Genomic DNA, 17,536 nt, shown 5'->3' on the forward strand with positions numbered 1-17,536 from the left:
AGCACGGGTCGGCCAAGGAGGGGACGCCGGGTGAATGACCGTCCACAGGGTGTGCATAACTCGCCCGACTCGGTGAATATCGAGGGCAGTGCCGACAGTGGGGACACCGCCCCTTCGTCCGCACCCTCCGGGGAAGAGGCCGGTCCGCCCGCCAAGTCCGGCATCGAGCTGGCCCGCGAGGCGCTGGCCCAGGCGAAGGCGGACGCCCGCAAGCGCGGTTCCGTGCCCGGGCAGGGCAAGCGCAAGGGCGGCGGGCGTCCCGCGGGAGCGGTGCGCGACCCCGGCCGCGGCGGCGACCCCAAGGCGTTCGGGACGGCGATCCGGGAGCTCATGGCCGCGCGCGGCTGGGAGCAGCGCGCCGCGGTCGGCGGCGTCTTCGGCAACTGGCCGGGCATCGTGGGCCCCGAGCTGGCCGAGCACACCCGTCCGGAGAAGTTCGAGGACGGCGAGCTCACCGTCGCGGCCGACTCCACCACCTGGGCCACCCAGCTGCGGCTGCTCGCGGCCACCCTCGTCCGGCGCCTGAACGAGGAGCTCGGCGACGGCACGGTCCGCCGGGTCAAGGTCGTCGGCCCGTCCTCGGGGCCGCGGCGGCCCGGCGCCTGGCGCGTCCGCTGATCCGCTGATGCGCGTACCGGTACGGAGCGGCCGCGGTTCCCACCCAGCGTGATCGGAACGGCCGCCGGCGGACACGAAGTGTCAGTGGCGTGTGACAGCCTTCGTTCCGCAAGAGCAAGACCACCACAAGAGAAGATGCGGACCGACGACCGGAACGTGATCGCCCGTGCACGCGGGGTGGCGGATCGGGTGGGAACATCTGTTCGGTGTGACGCCAGATGAATTCCGGCGCCAGCGCGCCGTGGGCTTCACAACCCCCCGGGGGCTGTGGGGGGAGTCATCTCCTCGCCTACTCGCCCGCCACACGCGCACACAGCGCCCGACAGTGCCACTTTTTGCCTGGGGACCCGGTAGAATGAAATCGGGTTCAGGATGCTGCGCCGCCATGGGTCGCCCGGGTCTCTGGCCGTTGGACCAGAGCGCGAGGGGCGCCCTTATGTGTGTTACGGGGCACGCCGCGTTCTCTTCGCGGGCGACGGGCATCCCCGGCAGGAGGATCTCCTTTGGCGTACGACGCTAGTTCGATCACTGTCCTTGAAGGTCTCGAGGCGGTGCGCAAGCGCCCGGGCATGTACATCGGCTCGACCGGGGAAAGGGGCCTGCACCACCTCGTCTACGAGATCGTCGACAACTCCGTCGACGAGGCGCTGGCCGGCTATGCCGACGACATCGTCGTGACGCTGCTCGCCGACGGCGGCGTGCGCGTCCAGGACAACGGCCGCGGCATCCCGGTGGGCGAGCACCCGGTCGAGAAGCGCCCCGCCATCGAGCTGGTGCTGACCACGCTGCACGCGGGCGGCAAGTTCGACGGCAAGTCGTACGCGGTCTCCGGCGGCCTGCACGGCGTCGGCTCCGCGGTCGTGAACGCGCTGTCCTCCCGGCTGACCGCCGAGGTCAAGGTGGACGGCCACGTCTGGCGCCAGTCCTACACCTGGGAGGGCCCCGAGGCCCCGCTGGCCAAGGGCGAGCCGACCGACGAGACCGGCACCACCATCTCCTTCTGGCCCGACGGTGAGATCTTCGAGACCCTCGAGTGGAACTTCGAGACACTCTCGCGCCGCATGCAGGAGATGGCGTTCCTCAACCGCGGCCTGTCGATCACGCTGCGGGACGAGCGGCCCGACCACTCCAACGGCGAGCCGCGCGTCGTCCGCTACCACTACGAGGGCGGCATCGAGGACTTCGTCCGCTACATCAACAGCAAGCGGGAGTCGGTCCACGACTCGGTCGTCTACTTCGGCGACGACACCGACGGGATGTCGGTGGAGATCGCCATGCAGTGGAACTCCTCGTACGCGGAGTCCGTCCACACCTTCGCCAACACCATCAACACGGCGGAGGGCGGCACCCACGAGGAGGGCTTCCGGGCGGCGCTGACGAGCATCGTCAACCGCTACGCCAGGGAGCAGAAGCTCCTCAAGGAGGGCAAGGACGACAACCTCACCGGTGAGGACGTCCGCGAGGGCCTGACCGCGATCATCTCGATCAAGCTGGCCGACCCGCAGTTCGAGGGGCAGACCAAGACCAAGCTCGGCAACACCGAGGCCAAGTCGTTCGTGCAGAAGGCGTGCCACGAGCACCTGCGGGACTGGTTCGACCGCAACCCCGGCGAGGCCAAGGAGATCATCAACAAGGCCACGCAGGCGGCGCGGGCGCGGATCGCGGCCCGGCAGGCGCGCGACCTGACCCGGCGCAAGAGCCTGCTGGAGTCGACCTCGCTGCCCGGCAAGCTGTCGGACTGCCAGTCCACCGACCCGGCCAAGTCGGAGCTGTTCATCGTCGAGGGCGACTCGGCGGGCGGCTCGGCCAAGGGCGGGCGCGCCGTGCAGTACCAGGCGATCCTCCCGATCCGCGGCAAGATCCTCAACGTCGAGAAGGCGCGGATCGACCGCATCCTCAAGAACAACGAGGTGCAGGCGATCATCACCGCGCTGGGCACCGGCGTGCACGACGAGTTCGACATCTCCCGGCTGCGGTACCACAAGATCATCCTGATGTCGGACGCCGACGTCGACGGCCACCACATCAACACGCTGCTGCTGACGCTGCTGTTCAGGTTCATGAAGCCGCTGATCGAGGCCGGCCACGTCTACCTGTCCCAGCCCCCGCTCTACAAGATCAAGTGGGACGCCCGGGGCCAGGACTCCGACTACGCCTACTCCGATCGGGAGCGGGACGCGATCATCGAGGCGGGCGTCACGGCCGGCAAGCGCGACCCCCGCCCCCGCGACCTGGTCCAGCGCTTCAAGGGCCTGGGCGAGATGAACGCCAACGAGCTGTGGGACACGACGATGGACCCCGACAACCGGGTTCTCCTCCAGGTCACGCTCGACGACGCCGCCCAGGCCGACGAGCTGTTCAGCGTGCTCATGGGCGAGGAGGTCGAGCCGCGCCGCGACTTCATCCAGCGCAACGCCAAGGACGTCCGGTTCCTGGACATCTGACGGTGCGCGGCCGGCCCGGCGGTGACGCCGCTCCCGGCCCCCGGGGCCTCCAGGGCTCCCGGGGCGCCCGCCGGAGCGCCGGCGCGATCGAGCTTCCTTCCACTACGTAGAAGAGGTCTTTCAGAGTGACGGACGTGACCACCGAGGGCGGGGGCCCCGGCGAGCGGATCGAACCGGTCGACATCCAGGTCGAGATGCAGCGCAGCTACCTCGACTACGCGATGTCGGTCATCGTCGCGCGGGCGCTGCCCGAGGTGCGCGACGGCCTCAAGCCGGTGCACCGCCGGGTCCTGTACGCGATGTACGACGGCGGCTACCGCCCCGACCGCGGCTACTTCAAGTGCGCCCGCGTCGTCGGCGACGTCATGGGGAACTACCACCCGCACGGCGACTCGGCCATCTACGACGCGCTCGTCCGGCTGGCCCAGCCCTGGTCGATGCGCTACCCGCTGGTCGACGGCAACGGCAACTTCGGCTCGCGCGGCAACGACCCCGCGGCGGCCATGCGTTACACCGAGTGCCGCATGGCGCCCCTGGCGATGGAGCTGCTGCGCGACATCGACAAGGAGACCGTCGACTTCTCCCCCAACTACGACGGCCGTTCGCAGGAACCGGACGTCATGCCGTCGCGGTACCCCAACCTGCTGGTGAACGGCTCCGCCGGCATCGCGGTCGGGATGGCGACCAACATCCCGCCGCACAACCTCCGCGAGGTCGCCGAGGGAGTCCGCTGGTACCTGGCGAACTACGGCGCCTCCGACGAGGAGCTGCTCGACGCGCTGATCGAGCGGATCAAGGGCCCCGACTTCCCGACCTCCGGACTGATCGTCGGCCGCAAGGGGATCGAGGAGGCGTACCGCACCGGCCGCGGCTCGATCACCATGCGGGCCGTCGTCGAGGTCGAGGAGATCCAGGGCCGCACCTGCCTGGTCGTCAGCGAGCTGCCGTACCAGGTCAACCCCGACAACCTCGCGCTCAAGATCGCCGAGCTGGTCAAGGACGGCAAGCTCGACGGCGTCGCCGACGTCCGGGACGAGACCTCCGGCCGCACCGGCCAGCGGCTGGTGATCGTCCTCAAGCGGGACGCCGTCGCCAAGGTCGTCCTGAACAACCTCTACAAGCACACGCAGCTCCAGGAGACGTTCGGCGCCAACATGCTGGCGCTGGTGGACGGCGTGCCGCGCACGCTGCGCCTCGACCAGTTCGTGCGGCACTGGGTGGCGCACCAGATCGACGTCATCGTCCGGCGCACCCGGTTCCTGCTCCGCAAGGCCGAGGAGCGCGCCCACATCCTGCGCGCCCTGCTCAAGGCGCTCGACCGGATCGACGAGGTCATCGCGCTGATCCGGCGCTCCCCCTCGGCGCAGGAGGCGCAGCGCGGCCTGATGGGCCTGCTGGAGATCGACGAGGTCCAGGCGCAGGCCATCCTCGACATGCAGCTGCGCAAGCTGGCCGCCCTGGAGCGCCAGCAGATCACCGACGAGTACGACAAGCTCATGGCGGAGATCGCCGACTACAACGACATCCTGGGCTCGCCCGAGCGGCAGCGCCGGATCGTCGGCGACGAGCTGGCCCCGATCGTCGACAAGTACGGCGACGAGCGGCGCACGCAGATCATCCCGTTCGAGGGCGACGTCTCGTACGAGGACCTCATCGCCGAAGAGGACGTCGTCGTCACCATCACCCGCGGCGGCTACGCCAAGCGCACCAAGACCGACCTCTACCGGGCGCAGCGGCGCGGCGGCAAGGGCGTGCGCGGCGCGCAGCTGAAGCAGGACGACATCGTCGACCAGTTCTTCGTCACCACGACGCACCATTGGATCCTGTTCTTCACCAACAAGGGCCGGGTCTACCGCGCCAAGGCGTACGAGCTGCCCGACGCCGGCCGCGACTCGCGCGGCCAGCACGTCGCCAACCTGCTGGCGTTCCAGCCGGACGAGCACATCGCCCAGGTGATGGACCTGCGCGACTACGACGTCGCGCCGTACCTCGTCCTCGCCACGAAGCGGGGCCGGGTCAAGAAGACGGCCCTGCGCGACTTCGACTCGCCCCGCACCGGCGGCATCATCGCGATCAACCTGGTCGACGACGACGAGGTGATCGCCGCGCGGCTGGTCTCGCCGGACGACTACCTGCTGATGGTCTCCACCGGCGCCCAGGCGATCCGGTTCCGCGCCGACGACGAGTCGCTGCGGCCGATGGGCCGGGCCACCAGCGGCGTGATCGGGATGCGGTTCGACGACGACCAGCACGTCCTCAACATGCTGGTCGCGCAGCCGGGCGCGGCGGACGTCCTGGTCGCCACCCAGGGCGGTTACGCGAAGCGCACGCCGATCGACCAGTACCCCGTCCAAGGGCGTGGGGGTAAGGGTGTTCTGACCGCTAAGATCGTGGAAACTCGCGGCGGATTGGTAGGGGCGCTGATGGTCGGCCCCGACGACGAGGTGTTCGCGATGACGTCGAACGGGGGCGTCATCCGCACCACCGCGGCGGAGATCAAGCAGTCAGGCCGGCAGACCATGGGGGTTCGCCTGATGAACCTCGCCGAAGGGCACAGCGTGGTCGCGGTCGCGCGGAACGTAGAGTCCATGGAGGACTCGGACACCGAGGCGGACGGGGAGAGCGACGGTGAATGACGCCTCCCGGTCCGTCCCCGAGCCGCCGGGGCGTGGCTCTCGGACCTCGCCCATGGCGGAGCCGACGGAACACGCCCTAGGCCAGGAGGACACGTGAGCACCCAGTCCGGCAAGAACAAGGGCCGTGCCGGCAAGGGTCCCGGCGACTCTGCGGGCGGTAAGCCGAAGAAGACCGTCGCCGCCTCGGCCGCCAAGCCGGGGCGGGACGAGACCACCGTGGAGATCGACTCCGCCGAGGAGACCAAGGTCGATCTGCCCCGGGTCGAGCCGGACGGCAAGAAGGACGGCGCGGCCGCCAAAGCCGACCCCAAGGCGGACAAGGACGGCGAGGCCGCGTCCCCCGAGATCGCCCCGGTGACGGACACGGCGGACGCGAGCTGGGCCAAGCCCGCCGAGCCGGCCGACTCGGTCTCCGCCCGCCGGGTGGAGCCGGAGGCGGCCAAGAAGCCCGCGGCGGGCTCCCCGAGCCCCGCCGCCGGCTCCGCGGGCCCGGCCGGGTCCGCCGGGCCCCGCCCGGCCCAGCCGCCGCAGCCCGGCGCTCCGGGCGGCCCCGGCAGCCCCCTGCCCGGGGCGGGCTCGGGCCCGACGTTCGCCGAGCCGCCGCCCGCGGCGGCCGCCTCGCCGTCCCCGAACTCCCCGGCCGGCTTCGCCAAGGCGATGCTCAAGAACCGCACGGCCGCCAGGACGCCCTCCTCGTCCGGCAAGACCGCACGCAAGGCCCAGCTCCAGCTGGCGCGGCTGGAGCCGTGGTCGGTCATGAAGTTCAGCTTCGTGATGTCGCTGGTCTGCTTCGTCGTCCTGCTCGTCGCGGTGATCGTCCTGTACGGCATCCTGTCCGGCCTGGGCGTCTTCTCGACGATCGGCGACACGGTCAACGACCTCACCCGCAACCCAGGTGAGACCTCTGGCGGCCTGGACGCCGGCAGCTGGTTCTCGTTCTTCCGCGTCTTCGGCTACACGATCCTGGTCGGCGCCCTGAACGTGCTGCTCATCACGGCCCTGTCGACCGTCGGGTCGGTCATCTACAACCTCGCCGCCGACCTGGTCGGGGGTATCGAGGTCACCCTGAAGGAGGCCGACTAGCCCGTGCCCGCCGCCGGGCCGCAATGGATTACCGATTGCCCTGCCAGATGGGGTAATCTCTCGTTGCGCCGCAAGGCGGCGGCAGAGCGGGCGTATAGCTCAGTCGGTTAGAGCGCATCCCTGATAAGGATGAGGCCCCAGGTTCAAGTCCTGGTACGCCCACCAGCTCAGAAGCCCCCACCGGGTACGGTGGGGGCTTCTTTGACGGCAGCCGTGACGGCAACGGCCCTAACTCCCCGGCTTCCCGAACAGCTCGCCGGCCACCCTGTCGAGCCCCGACTGCGAGACCTCATGGCCGCAGCACCAAGCGGCACCTGAGGGACTTCACCACAGAGATTGGGGTCCGTCTGTGACCGAGTCCGAACGCCGCAACTTCCTTTACGTCATCGTGTGCGCTGCTGGTCCCGCCTCCGGCGTCGGCGGACTCGTCACCCTCGCCCAGCAGCGGGGATGGGATGCGCAGATCATCGCTACCCCGTCAGCGCTGGAGTTCATCGATGTCGAGGCCCTTGAAGCTCAAACCGGCCGCCCGGTACGCCATCGGTACCGCAAGCCCGGGGAGCCCCGATCCCCGAAGGCAGACGCGATCATCGTCGCCCCCGCCACGTACAACACCATCAACAAGTGGGCCAACGGCATCAGCGATACCTACGCCCTGGGCATCCTCGCCGAAGCCCCCGGCCTAAGCGTCCCGGTAGTCATCCTTCCGTTCGTCAATACCGCGCTTGCGATGCGACGCCCGTTCCAACGCAGTATTGAGGCCCTCCGCCAAGAGGGCGCGCGGATCCTGCTCGGCCCCGGACAGTTCGAGCCCCATGCCCCCGGTACCGGCGGCGACCGCATGGACTCCTATCCCTGGCACCTCGCCATGGACGAGGCCGAGCGGCTGCACTCCCGAGCCGACGATCCGCAGCGCTGACCGCACTTCGTTGCCGAATCAAGCCGTTTGAGATCAAGGGGCGGCGGCGCTCGGGTCGCCGCACCGGCCGCCCGGCTCCGCCGGTCGGCGCGTGCGGCGTGGGCGCCGGTCACCGACCGGCGGCCCGGACGGCCGCGCACCGCGCGGCCACCGGCCGACTCTCCGGCTGACGGCGGTCACAGGGTCACGCGCCGCCGCCTTACGCTCACCGCATGCCACCCGAGCCGTCCAGCATTCCGCCAGAACTCAAAGCCGCACTCCGAGAGCTACGTCGAGTACGCGCCCAGCGCCCTGAACAGTCAGCCGATCCTCTCGCCTTCGCGAGCTGGCGCGAGGCCATGGCAGATGTACTAGAGGCCCTCTCCCAACACCTTGTCTTTGACAGTGACCGCACCCAGGCAGCCGACAAAGCCGCCGAGGCGCGAGAAGAGGCAGCCCGCATCCGCAACCAGAGCCAACGTGACGCCGATAGCGCCTCCGGCGGGGGCCTCTGACTCTGGGAAGCTCAGCCCGCAGGGTGACGGTTGCCGAAAGGTTGAGGTGGAAGCCTGATCGCCCCGCCTGCCGACGTCCCAGGCAAAGCCAAGCAGACCAGGGCCAGGGGCGAAGGTCGTTCATCCAGTGGGGCGCTCCGACTGCCGTCGCGCGAAGCCGATTGCCGCCCATCCTCTACTCAAGGGATGATCAGCCGGACAGACGGAGGCTCGAATGTCCGTGCTCGCAACTCTGCTTGAGACCACACAAACCCGCCCGACAGCAGGGGGAGTGCCGACGTTGCTGGGCGGAGTGGTCATGTCGGCGTTTGGTCTGCCTTTCGCGACCAACTACCGAGGCTGCTTGGTTCGCTGGGCTCGCTCCCAGTCGAAGCCGCGCCACGGTCCCCGTCCCCGTACGACCATGCAACTCGTCAGCACGATGTTCGCCGTACTGGGGCCGTTCGCCGTCCTTCTTGGTGTGGCCCGCATCCTGGTCGGCGACCTTTGAAAGCCGCCACAGTGACGGCAACGTTGACGGCAACACCAGCAGACGCCACCGAACTTGATCAGCCTTCAGCCGAAGGTCAGTTGTGTAACCCGAGGCTGTGGTCTTGGGGTCGAACGAACTGAAGGATGAGGCCCCAGGTTCAAGTCCTGGTACGCCCACCGCACCAGAACCCCACCGGACTCCCGGTGGGGTTTCTGCGTTGTACGGCGGGCTCACCCGTTCGGGGGAGCGGTTCCGCCGGTGGCGGGAGCCGCCCGCCGGGCGATCCCGGCAGGGTTGGGGACATGAATCCGTCTGTGGACCGGAACGTGCAGCGCTGGGCGGTCTGGACGGCGCACGCGGCGGCGCTCGTCGCCCTGCCGTCGAGCCTGTGGAGGGTCGGGCTTGCCCTGGGCCTCCCGCTCGGCTACACCGAGCAGGGCCTGCGGGACCTGATCGGGCCGGGCACCCTGGGACCGGTCGCCCTCATCGGCCTCAGCGTGCTGGCGGAGGTCGCGGCGGTGCTCACGCTCGCGCTGGTGCACCGCTGGGGCGAGGTGGTGCCGGGGTGGGTTCCGCGGCTCGGCGGCCGTACGATCCCGGCCAGGGCCGTGGTGGTCCCCTCCTGGATCGCCGTCGCGGCGCACGCGCTGCTGTGGACGCCGTTCCTCTACTGGTGGCAACTGCCGCACCCGGACATGACCGGGACGGGCCGGTTCGTGGTCGGCTTCCTGTACCTGCCGCTGGTGGCCTGGGCACCGCTGATGGCCGCGGCGACCGTCGCGTACCAGCGCCGCCGCGCCGCCTGGGGACGGCGGAGCGCGCAGGCTGTGGAGAGTGGTTATCCACAGGTTGTGGAAATCTGTGGATGGTTGTGCGTCGTCGCAGGTGAAGGACTTGTGAGGAGTTGTTTCACGGGAAACGATCGGGGGATGGGCGGTGGACGACGCGGCGGCCGGCTGGGGACGGGCGCCGTCCACATGTGGATGACCCCGCCCCGCCGGCCGTGTGGCGCCTTCCTCGCGGGTGTGGACGTCCTCGCGGGCCGGCCGGGAGGAATCGGCAGGTAACGACTTTCGGCGGTGGTTGTCGGGGCGGAGCGCTAGATTTCTGGGCATGGCTCGTGGATCCGCGTTTGGTGAGTTGCCGCAGGGACTGCCTCCCGGCCGCCTGGTCGCCCCCGATCCGGACTACTTCGACGATCCGACCTGGTCGCGGGACGTGCTGTGGGTCTCGGACGAGCGCGTCCCGGACGCCGCCGCCCGCTGGCACCACCTGTACGAGGACCGGGCGCGGACCGGCCTGTACCCGCTCCTTCTCGACACGCTCGACGGGGAGCCGGAGCGGCCGTGGCGCGCGGGCGAACTCAGCCCGGCGCCGGTCGGCACGATCGACCTGCTGAGCGCGGACGGGGTCCTGCGGCGGTTCTGGGACGACGTGGCGCTGCCGGAGGACGGCGGCTGGCCCGGGCTCGCGGCGCCGGGCGAGGGCGGGCGGGACGCCGACGACGCCGCGCGGGGGCTCGCGGAATCGCTGGCGGAGGAGCGGGACTGGTCGCTGGGGCTGGTGCCGGCCGCGCGGGGCGCGGACGCCCCGGCCCTGGTGGGCTGGGACGGGCCGTGTGATCACACCGACCACACGCAGGAGATCTCGGCCGTGCTGCGGTCGTGGGAGGACCGGTTCGGGGCGCGGGTCGTGGCGGTCGGGTTCGCGACGCTGGAGGTCGCGGTGGCGGCGCCGCCGGTCTCGATCGAGCACGCGGTGCGGGTCGCCGCCGAGCATCTCGCGTTCTGCCCCGAGAACTGGGTGGATCACTCGACGCCGGAGGACTACGCCGAGACGATCCTGAAGGCGGACCGCTGGTCGTTCTGCTGGGACTGAGGGCCGTCCACAGGCCGTGGACGGGGGCGTGGTGGGGGTAGCCCCACCCGAAGTCTGGAGCCTGCCCCGCTGATCCGGGTCCGCCCAGACGGTGGAATCGGTTGCATGAGCCCTTCTCCGCCGCGCTTCGTTCAGATCACGATCGGCACCGTGGTGGCCGCCGTGCTGGTCGCCGGGATGGTCCGGACGTCGCCCGCGCGTTCCACGGTGTCCGCGGCGTGGCGGGACGCCTCGACGACGGCGTCGTGGGCGGGCGCGTGGGGCGCGGCCGTGCAGCCTCCCGTGGACGGCTGGTCGAGGAAGGGCTTCGAGGACCAGACCGTACGGCAGGTCGTCCGGCTCAGCACGGGCGGCTCGCAGGTGCGGATCCGCCTGTCCAACCTGTACGGCACCCGGCCGCTGCGCGTGGACGGCGCGACGCTGGGGCGTTCCGCGGGCGGCGGGGCGGTGTGGCCGAGGACGCTCGCGCCGCTGACGTTCGACGGCAAGGCGAGCGTCGTCATCCCGGCGGGGCGTGACGCGGTCAGCGACGCGGTCGCGTTCCCGACGTCGGCCCTGGAGCGCCTCTCGGTCTCGCTGAGGTTCAGCGGGCGCACGGGGCAGGCCACGTTCCACCGGCACGCCATGAACGCGTCGTACCGCGCGGAGGGGGACCGCCTGTCGGACCAGGGGGCGGGCGCGTTCACGGAGTCGAGCCCGTCCTGGTACTTCCTGAGCGGGGTGGAGGTGTCGGGCGCGGCGGTGCCGCGCGACCGGAACACCGTCGTCGCGTTCGGCGGCGCGCTGGTGGACGGGGTCGGCTCGACCGCGGGCGCGGACCGGCGCTTCCCCGATCTCCTGGCCGAACGGCTGGTCGCCGCGCACCGCCCGCTGGCCGTGACGAACGCGGGGATCGGCGCGGGGAAGCTGCTGAGCGACTCCGACTGCGGGGGCGAGGAGGGGCTGACGCGGTTCCGCCGGGACGTCCTGGAGAGGCCCGGCGTCCGGTCGGTCATCGTCTCGCTGGGCGCGCAGGACATCGGCGCTCCGGAGAGCGGCGACCCGTGCGTCCGGCCGGCTCCGCGGGTGACGGCGGAGCAGGTCATCGCGGGGCACCGCGCCCTGATCCGGGCCGCGCACGCGCGGGGGATCAAGGCGATCGGGATGACGATCCCGCCGATGAAGGGGGCGCTGGTCCCGTACTGGAGCCCGCGGGGCGAGAAGGTCCGCCAGGAGGTCAACGCGTGGATCCGGTCCGGCGGCGCGTACGACTCGGTCGCGGACGCCGACCGGGCGATGGCGGACCGGGCGGACGCGCGGCTGCCGCGGTCCGGCTACGTCCATGTGGACGGCGTGCATCCGAACGACGCGGGCCATCTCGCCATCGCCGGGACGGTCGACCTCGACGCCCTGTGAGGTCGTGGGCGCCGGGCAGGCTAATCAAGTTTGACTAGCAGGCGGGGCGCGGCCTACGCTCCCGGCATGGCAGAGCGAACCGTCCCGATCTTTCCGTGCCGCTCGATCGACCGGACCGCGGAGTTCTACGAGGCCCTCGGCTTCGAGCTGCTCCTCCGGCAGACCCGCCCCAACCACTTCGTCCAGCTGCGCCGCGGCGACCTGGAGCTCCAGTTCTACGGCTGGAAGCAGCACGATCCCGCCGCCTCGATGCACATGTGCTACGTGCCGACCGACGACGTCGACTTGCTGTACGAGGCGTTCCGGGGCGGGCTGAAGGCGGCGTTCGGCCGCGTCCCGTCCCGCGGGCTCCCCCGCCTGGGGCCGCTGAAGGACATGTCGTACGGCGTGCGCCAGTTCCTGATGACGGACCCCGACGGCATCCAGCTCCGGGTGGGGCAGCCCATCGCCGAGAGCTTCGAGCACGTCGAACGGCCCAAGGAGAAGTTCGCGCGCGCCGTGCACGACGCCGCTCTCCTGGGCGACTCCAAGGAGGACCCGGAAGCGGCCGCCAGGGTGCTCGACCGGCTGCTCGAAGCGGACGACGTGGCGAAGACGCCGCCGCAGCTCGTGCAGGTCCTCGTCATGCGCGCCGACATGGCCGTCCGCGTGGGGGACCTGCCGCGCGCCGAGGAGATGGCCGCCCGGGCACGCTCGGCCGCCACGGACCTCGCGGAGGGCGAGCGCGCCGCAGTGCGGGACGACCTCGACCGGCTGGCGGATCTGGAGAGCGAGATCGCCGCCTCCTGAGGTCAGGGGGCGGCGGGGCCGAAGGCCGCCTTGAATCGGGCAGAGGCCCCTGAACAGGGCATCCCGGTGTGTCGGCTGGAGCGCGCCCGCGGGCACCCGCGAAGGTGTTGTGCACAGGCGGGTGCTGTTGACGCCACTGGGGAAAACCGGTGGGCAACGGATATCCACCGGAAGGCCCCCGCTGTGGACGTACTCCGCCCACAGGCTGTGAACGGGGTGTGGGCAGGCCCCGCGCCGAGGCCACCTCCTCGCTGGTCAGGAGGTTGTCCACGGCGTGGACAACCGGCGGGTCCCCATGGGGAGGACCGGTGGACGAGCGGGCGGGGCCGCGACCCACACCTTGTGCACAGAAGTTATCCACAGGGTGTGGATTCCACAGTGTGGACAAGCGGACGATCTTGAACGGGCGGCGCCGCCGGCGGATGTCCGAAAGGCCGGTTCTCCTGGGGATATCCGTGTGGATGCACCGCCCCGGAAGCCCCGCCCGCAGGGCCCGCAGGGTGTGCATGGGGCCGCCCCCAGCCTGTGGATAGCGGGCCCGGCGGCGGGAAAGGGGCGGCGTGGAACGGGCGTCCGACCGGGCGCGGCCGCGCTGTGGACACGGCCGCCGGGCTTGCGCCTTAATGTCGGGCATGAGGTCAAGGCCCGCGCCACGCCCGCCCCGCGGAATTCCGTGCGCGCACGAACCGCCGGCCCTACCGTGAGAGCCGCGCCCGCCACGCTTCCATGGCCTCCGACCTGCGAACACCAGTTCGAATCGGTGCTAGGCTCGCGAAACCATGGGGCACCTTCTCAACGAGCCGATCCGGGCCGAGCACGACCCGGCGGGGCGGCTCACCGCGTACGAGTGGCGGGGGTCGCGCTACGCCGTGGACGCGATCCTGAAGACCTACGGGACGTCCCGCGAGGCGCGCGTCTACCGGGTCCGGATCAACGGCGACGACGGGGTCGCGATCGCGGAGCTGAGCCGTGACGCCGACCGCTGGCGCATCCGCCACCTCTTCTCCGCCTGAGCCCGCCGGCCGGCCGGACCTGACGCTCCGGCCCGATCAGGCCGTGTGGACGCGGGTCGACGGGATCGGGGACTCGCCGCTGGACCTGATGGCCGCCCGGATCGGCCGCCGGCACTACGCGCCGCACGCGCACGAGGAGTTCGCGATCGGCGTGTGCACCGGCGGCACCGAGGTGATCGACTACCGGGGCGAGCGCCACCGGGTGGGCCCCGGCGGCGTGGTGATGCTGGAGCCCGGCGAGCCGCACACCGGCGGCCCGGCCGACGACGGCGGCTTCTCGTACCGGGTGCTCTATCCCCCGCCCGGCCTGTTCGCGGGCGCGGCGCTCCCGCACTTCCGCGAGCCGGTCGTCGCCGACGCGCGGCTGGCCCGCGACCTGTGGACGGCGCACCGCGCCCTCAGCGGCCCCGGGACCGTGGAGCCGCTCGAAGGCGAGTCGATGCTCCTCGGCCTCCTCGGCGGCCTCGTCCGGCGCCACGCCGACCGTCCCCTCATCACCGGCACCCGCGACGGCGCCGCCGACAGCGCGGCCGCCCGGATCGCCCGTACGGTCACCGAGCGGCTCGCCGACGAGCTGACCGCCCCGCCCACGCTCGCCGAGATGGCCGCCGACCTGGGCCTGTCGCGCTACCGGCTGCTGCGCGGGTTCCGCCAGGTGATGGGGATGCCGCCGTACGCCTGGCTCGCCCAGCACCGCGTCGCCCGCGCCCGCCCGCTGCTGGAGGCGGGGCACCGCCCGGCGGAGGTGGCGGCGATGGTCGGGTTCGCCGACCAGGCCCACCTCAACCGGTGGTTCCGCCGCGTCCTGGGGATCACGCCCGGCGCGTACCGCAACAGCGTTCAAGACAGCGTCCGCCTGCCGCGCCGACACTGACGGGGAAGGGGCAGGTCTCGCCCCTGGTCCGGAAGAACGCGCGGAGGTAAGTGTGAGTCGTCGCGGGTGGGTGCTGTTCGCGCTGATGAGCGTGCTGTGGGGGATCCCCTACCTGATGATCAAGGTGGCGGTGGAGGGCGGCATCTCGGTGCCCGTCCTGGTGTTCGCCCGGACGGCGCTCGGCGCGCTCGTCCTGCTGCCGCTGGCGATCTGGGGGTCCTCCGGCGGCGGGCTCGCGACGCTGCGCCGGCACTGGAAGCCCATCGTCGCGTTCGCCGCCCTGGAGATCCTCGGCCCCTGGGCGCTGCTGTCGGACGCCGAGCGGCACCTGTCCAGCTCGATGACCGGGCTGCTGATCGCGGCGGTGCCGATCGCCGGCGTGGTCCTCGCGCGGCTGGCCGGGGACGCCGAGCGGCTCGGGCCGCTGCGCTGGCTCGGCCTGCTGACCGGGCTCGCCGGGGTCGCGGTGCTGGCGGCGCCGCACCTGAGCGGGGACGGCAGCGCCTGGGCGATCGGTGAGATGGCGCTCGTGGTGCTCGGGTACTCGATCGCCCCGATGATCGCCGCGCGGCGGCTGGGGGACGTTCCGGGCGTCCAGATGACCACGGCCTGCCTCGTCCTCGCCGCGCTCGTCTACGCCGCCCCCGCGGCCGCCACCTGGCCCGCCGAGATGCCGGACGGGAAGGTGCTCGCGGCGCTCGCCGGGCTCGGCGTGGTCTGCACGGCGCTGGCGTTCCTGGTCTTCTTCGCGCTGATCCGCGAGGCCGGCACGTCCCGGGCCATGGTGTTCACATACGTGAACCCGGCCGTGGCCGTCACCGCCGGCGTCCTGCTCCTGGACGAGCCCCTCAGCGGGACGATCATCGCGGCGTTCGCGCTGATCCTCGGCGGCTCGGTGCTGGCGACGGTACGCGCCCGTACCGACGGCGAGGAGCCCGCGCGGCGGCCCGGCACGGCCGCGGAAGCGGACACGGACGACACGGACGACACGGACGACACGGACGACGCGGGCGCCCCGATCAGCGCAGAGTCACGATGAACCGCCGCGGCTTCCCGGCGTTCCCGGCCGGGTCGATCGCCCGGTACTCGATCGTGTGCCGGCCCTTGCCGATCCCGCCGTACGAGAGGTGGTCGATCACCGTCCCGTCCGCGGTGAACCGGAACGGCGCGGTGGAGTCGGTCGGCCAGCCGAAGTAGTGGTACCAGCCGTCCCCGTCCACGCGGAACTCCCCGACCACGGTGCCGGGGCGGTCGTCGGACGGGGACAGCCGCATCGTGAACGGGCCGTCGAAGACGTACTCGGGCGGGCGGCCGGGCCGCCGGTGCGTCGCCGCCGCCTCGGACAGCTCGTACGCGACCGCCGGCGGCCTCGCGTCGATCGTCCACGCGCGCTCCGCGTTCCCGACCCGGGCCGTCAGCCGGTGGGTGCCGGGGGAGAGCCGGATCCGGCCGAGGTCGATGGACCGCTCGCCGCCCCGCACCCGGCGGCCGTCGATCTCCCACCGGATCCGCGGGATCTCCCGGACGGGATGGGTCGTGTCGGCGTGGACGACGTCGCCCGCGCCCACGGCCCGGTCGGTCGGGGTCGTCCCGGTGAAGCCGGCGGGGACCGCGGCCGGCGGCGTCGCCACCCGCGTGTCGACAGCCCAGGTGCGGGTCTGCGTCAGCGCGGCGGACGCCCGGATCGCCGGATCGCGGACGAACTCGGTCGGATCGGTCACCGTCGCCGTGACGGTGTGGGTGCCGGGCTTCAGGCGCAGCCGCGCGAGGTCCAGGTTGCGGGTCCCGCGCCGCACGGTCCGCCCGTCGACCGTCCAGGTCACCTCCAGCTCGTGGGCGTTCGGCTGCGGGGTCTCCACCCACAGCACGCGGTCGTCGCCCACCGGCGCGGCGTTCGGCGTGGCGTCCTGGACGAGGCTCACCTTGCCGGAGATCCGCTGCGTCATCCGCTCGCGCGCGGGCTGGTCGAAGTAGTACCCGAGCGTCTTCATCATCGAGTGCCGGCTCGGCCGCCAGACGCCCTTGGTGGTGTAGAGGCCGCCTTCGTAACGGCCGATCGTCCCGCCGGACTCGCTCGGCTCCCCCAGCCAGCGCCACCACTTCAGCTTCCGGTCCCGCATCTCCTGCTCGGTCAGCAGCGTGTGGTGGATGGAGGCGGGTTCGGGACCGGTGTACGTCCCGCCCGGGACGCCGCGCTGGTAGTAGTCGTACTCGTCGTCCAGGCCGCCGAGGGAGTGGCCCAGCTCGTGCGGCGTGATGAGGGCCGACAGCGCGTTGCCGCCGGAGGCGGTCGCGTACGTCCCGCCCGCGCCGCCGTAGGTGTCGCTGTTGGCGAGCGCGAGGATCTGCCTGTTGGCGGCGGTCGTGCCGGTCACCATGTCGGCGTACGACTTCGCCGCGCCGGAGTCCATCGTGAGCAGCCGCTGCGGGCCCGCCTCCCGGCAGCCGCCCCAGAAGGCCATCTTCAGCGGCGTCGTACGGCGCGCCGAGGACAGCTCGGGGTCGCAGCCGACCCCCGACTCCGCCGAGTCGATCTCGACCGCGTAGACGTTGACGTAGTTGCGGTACGACTTGAACGGCTCGATCGTCCACAGGGCGTTCAGGTGCCGGTCCACATGCGCGCGGAACCGCGCCTGGTCGCCGGCCGTGTAGCCGTCCCCCAGGACCACGAGGTTGAAGCGCCGCGCCGGGTCCCCGGTGACCTGGACCGGGACGACCCGTGCCGCCGCGGCCTCGGCGGCCTCAGCGGGGACGGACACGAACGTGAGCGGTAGCGCGAGCGCGGTGGTGGCGGCGGTGGCCGCCAGGCCCTTCCCCATGCGCGGACCTTCCTGCGAAGGGCGCGCGGTGAGGCGGCGCGCCGGCTCGGCCCGCTGCTGATCAAGCGGACTGAGCCGGATTATCGCTACTGAATCGCGATT

Annotated in this window: 13 protein-coding genes and 1 tRNA gene; 13 read left to right on the forward strand and 1 reads right to left on the reverse strand. The window is 71.6% G+C overall.

Annotated features, from left to right (window positions below; all coding sequences use genetic code 11):
• The first annotated feature begins 51 nt into the window (after window positions 1–51).
• The 13 genes from ACA361_RS20295 to ACA361_RS20355 all read left to right on the forward strand — a co-directional run bounded on the left by ACA361_RS20295 (window position 52) and on the right by ACA361_RS20355 (window position 15,654).
• A complete protein-coding gene (locus ACA361_RS20295; protein ID WP_375013857.1) occupies window positions 52–618 on the forward strand; it encodes a DUF721 domain-containing protein in 567 nt (188 codons plus the stop codon).
• Between the two features lie 503 nt (window positions 619–1,121).
• A complete protein-coding gene (gene gyrB, locus ACA361_RS20300; protein WP_375013859.1) occupies window positions 1,122–3,062 on the forward strand; it encodes a DNA topoisomerase (ATP-hydrolyzing) subunit B in 1,941 nt (646 codons plus the stop codon).
• 125 nt (window positions 3,063–3,187) lie between these two features.
• Window positions 3,188–5,698: a DNA gyrase subunit A gene (gene gyrA, locus ACA361_RS20305; RefSeq protein ID WP_375013860.1), complete on the forward strand. Its 2,511-nt coding sequence runs from the start codon at window positions 3,188–3,190 to the stop codon at window positions 5,696–5,698.
• 93 nt (window positions 5,699–5,791) lie between these two features.
• On the forward strand, window positions 5,792–6,781 hold the full coding sequence (locus ACA361_RS20310) for a DUF3566 domain-containing protein (RefSeq protein WP_375013862.1): 990 nt from the start codon (window positions 5,792–5,794) through the stop codon (window positions 6,779–6,781).
• Between the two features lie 88 nt (window positions 6,782–6,869).
• A tRNA-Ile gene (locus ACA361_RS20315) sits at window positions 6,870–6,946 on the forward strand.
• 184 nt (window positions 6,947–7,130) lie between these two features.
• Window positions 7,131–7,700, forward strand: a complete 570-nt coding sequence (locus tag ACA361_RS20320; protein ID WP_375013863.1) for a flavoprotein — start codon at window positions 7,131–7,133, stop codon at window positions 7,698–7,700.
• Window positions 7,701–8,968: 1,268 nt separating this feature from the next.
• The gene (locus ACA361_RS20325) at window positions 8,969–9,733 is read left to right on the forward strand and encodes a hypothetical protein (protein WP_375013865.1); all 765 of its coding nucleotides are present in this window, start codon (window positions 8,969–8,971) and stop codon (window positions 9,731–9,733) included.
• A gap of 46 nt (window positions 9,734–9,779) precedes the next feature.
• Window positions 9,780–10,544 carry a DUF4253 domain-containing protein gene (locus tag ACA361_RS20330; RefSeq protein ID WP_375013867.1) on the forward strand — a complete coding sequence of 255 codons (765 nt, stop codon included), beginning with the start codon at window positions 9,780–9,782 and terminating at the stop codon, window positions 10,542–10,544.
• 105 nt (window positions 10,545–10,649) lie between these two features.
• A complete protein-coding gene (locus ACA361_RS20335) occupies window positions 10,650–11,939 on the forward strand; it encodes an SGNH/GDSL hydrolase family protein (protein WP_375013869.1) in 1,290 nt (429 codons plus the stop codon).
• A gap of 66 nt (window positions 11,940–12,005) precedes the next feature.
• Complete coding sequence (locus ACA361_RS20340; RefSeq protein WP_375013871.1) at window positions 12,006–12,728, forward strand: bleomycin resistance protein; 723 nt, start codon at window positions 12,006–12,008, stop codon at window positions 12,726–12,728.
• A gap of 779 nt (window positions 12,729–13,507) precedes the next feature.
• A complete protein-coding gene (locus ACA361_RS20345; protein ID WP_375013873.1) occupies window positions 13,508–13,741 on the forward strand; it encodes a hypothetical protein in 234 nt (77 codons plus the stop codon).
• A gap of 43 nt (window positions 13,742–13,784) precedes the next feature.
• On the forward strand, window positions 13,785–14,615 hold the full coding sequence (locus ACA361_RS20350; protein WP_375013875.1) for an AraC family transcriptional regulator: 831 nt from the start codon (window positions 13,785–13,787) through the stop codon (window positions 14,613–14,615).
• 52 nt (window positions 14,616–14,667) lie between these two features.
• Window positions 14,668–15,654, forward strand: a complete 987-nt coding sequence (locus ACA361_RS20355; RefSeq protein WP_375013877.1) for a DMT family transporter — start codon at window positions 14,668–14,670, stop codon at window positions 15,652–15,654.
• On the opposite strand, the gene ACA361_RS20360 is transcribed toward ACA361_RS20355, so the two are convergent.
• On the reverse strand, window positions 15,635–17,434 hold the full coding sequence (locus tag ACA361_RS20360; protein WP_375013879.1) for a M64 family metallopeptidase: 1,800 nt from the start codon (window positions 17,432–17,434) through the stop codon (window positions 15,635–15,637). The two genes, ACA361_RS20355 and ACA361_RS20360, sit on opposite strands and share 20 nt — an antisense overlap.
• Between the last annotated feature and the right edge of the window lie 102 nt (window positions 17,435–17,536).

The organism is Actinomadura sp. 21ATH (genome assembly GCF_041951345.1).
GTDB lineage: Bacteria > Actinomycetota > Actinomycetes > Streptosporangiales > Streptosporangiaceae > Spirillospora.

Bases quoted from the DNA above. Each gene is read 5' to 3' on its own strand.
- ACA361_RS20325 (WP_375013865.1), top strand. From the start codon at position 8,969: ATGAATCCGTCTGTGGACCGGAACGTGCAGCGCTGGGCGGTCTGGACG.
- ACA361_RS20330 (WP_375013867.1), top strand. From the start codon at position 9,780: ATGGCTCGTGGATCCGCGTTTGGTGAGTTGCCGCAGGGACTGCCTCCC.
- ACA361_RS20335 (WP_375013869.1), top strand. From the start codon at position 10,650: ATGAGCCCTTCTCCGCCGCGCTTCGTTCAGATCACGATCGGCACCGTG.
- ACA361_RS20340 (WP_375013871.1), top strand. From the start codon at position 12,006: ATGGCAGAGCGAACCGTCCCGATCTTTCCGTGCCGCTCGATCGACCGG.
- ACA361_RS20345 (WP_375013873.1), top strand. From the start codon at position 13,508: ATGGGGCACCTTCTCAACGAGCCGATCCGGGCCGAGCACGACCCGGCG.
- ACA361_RS20360 (WP_375013879.1), bottom strand. From the start codon at position 17,434: ATGGGGAAGGGCCTGGCGGCCACCGCCGCCACCACCGCGCTCGCGCTA.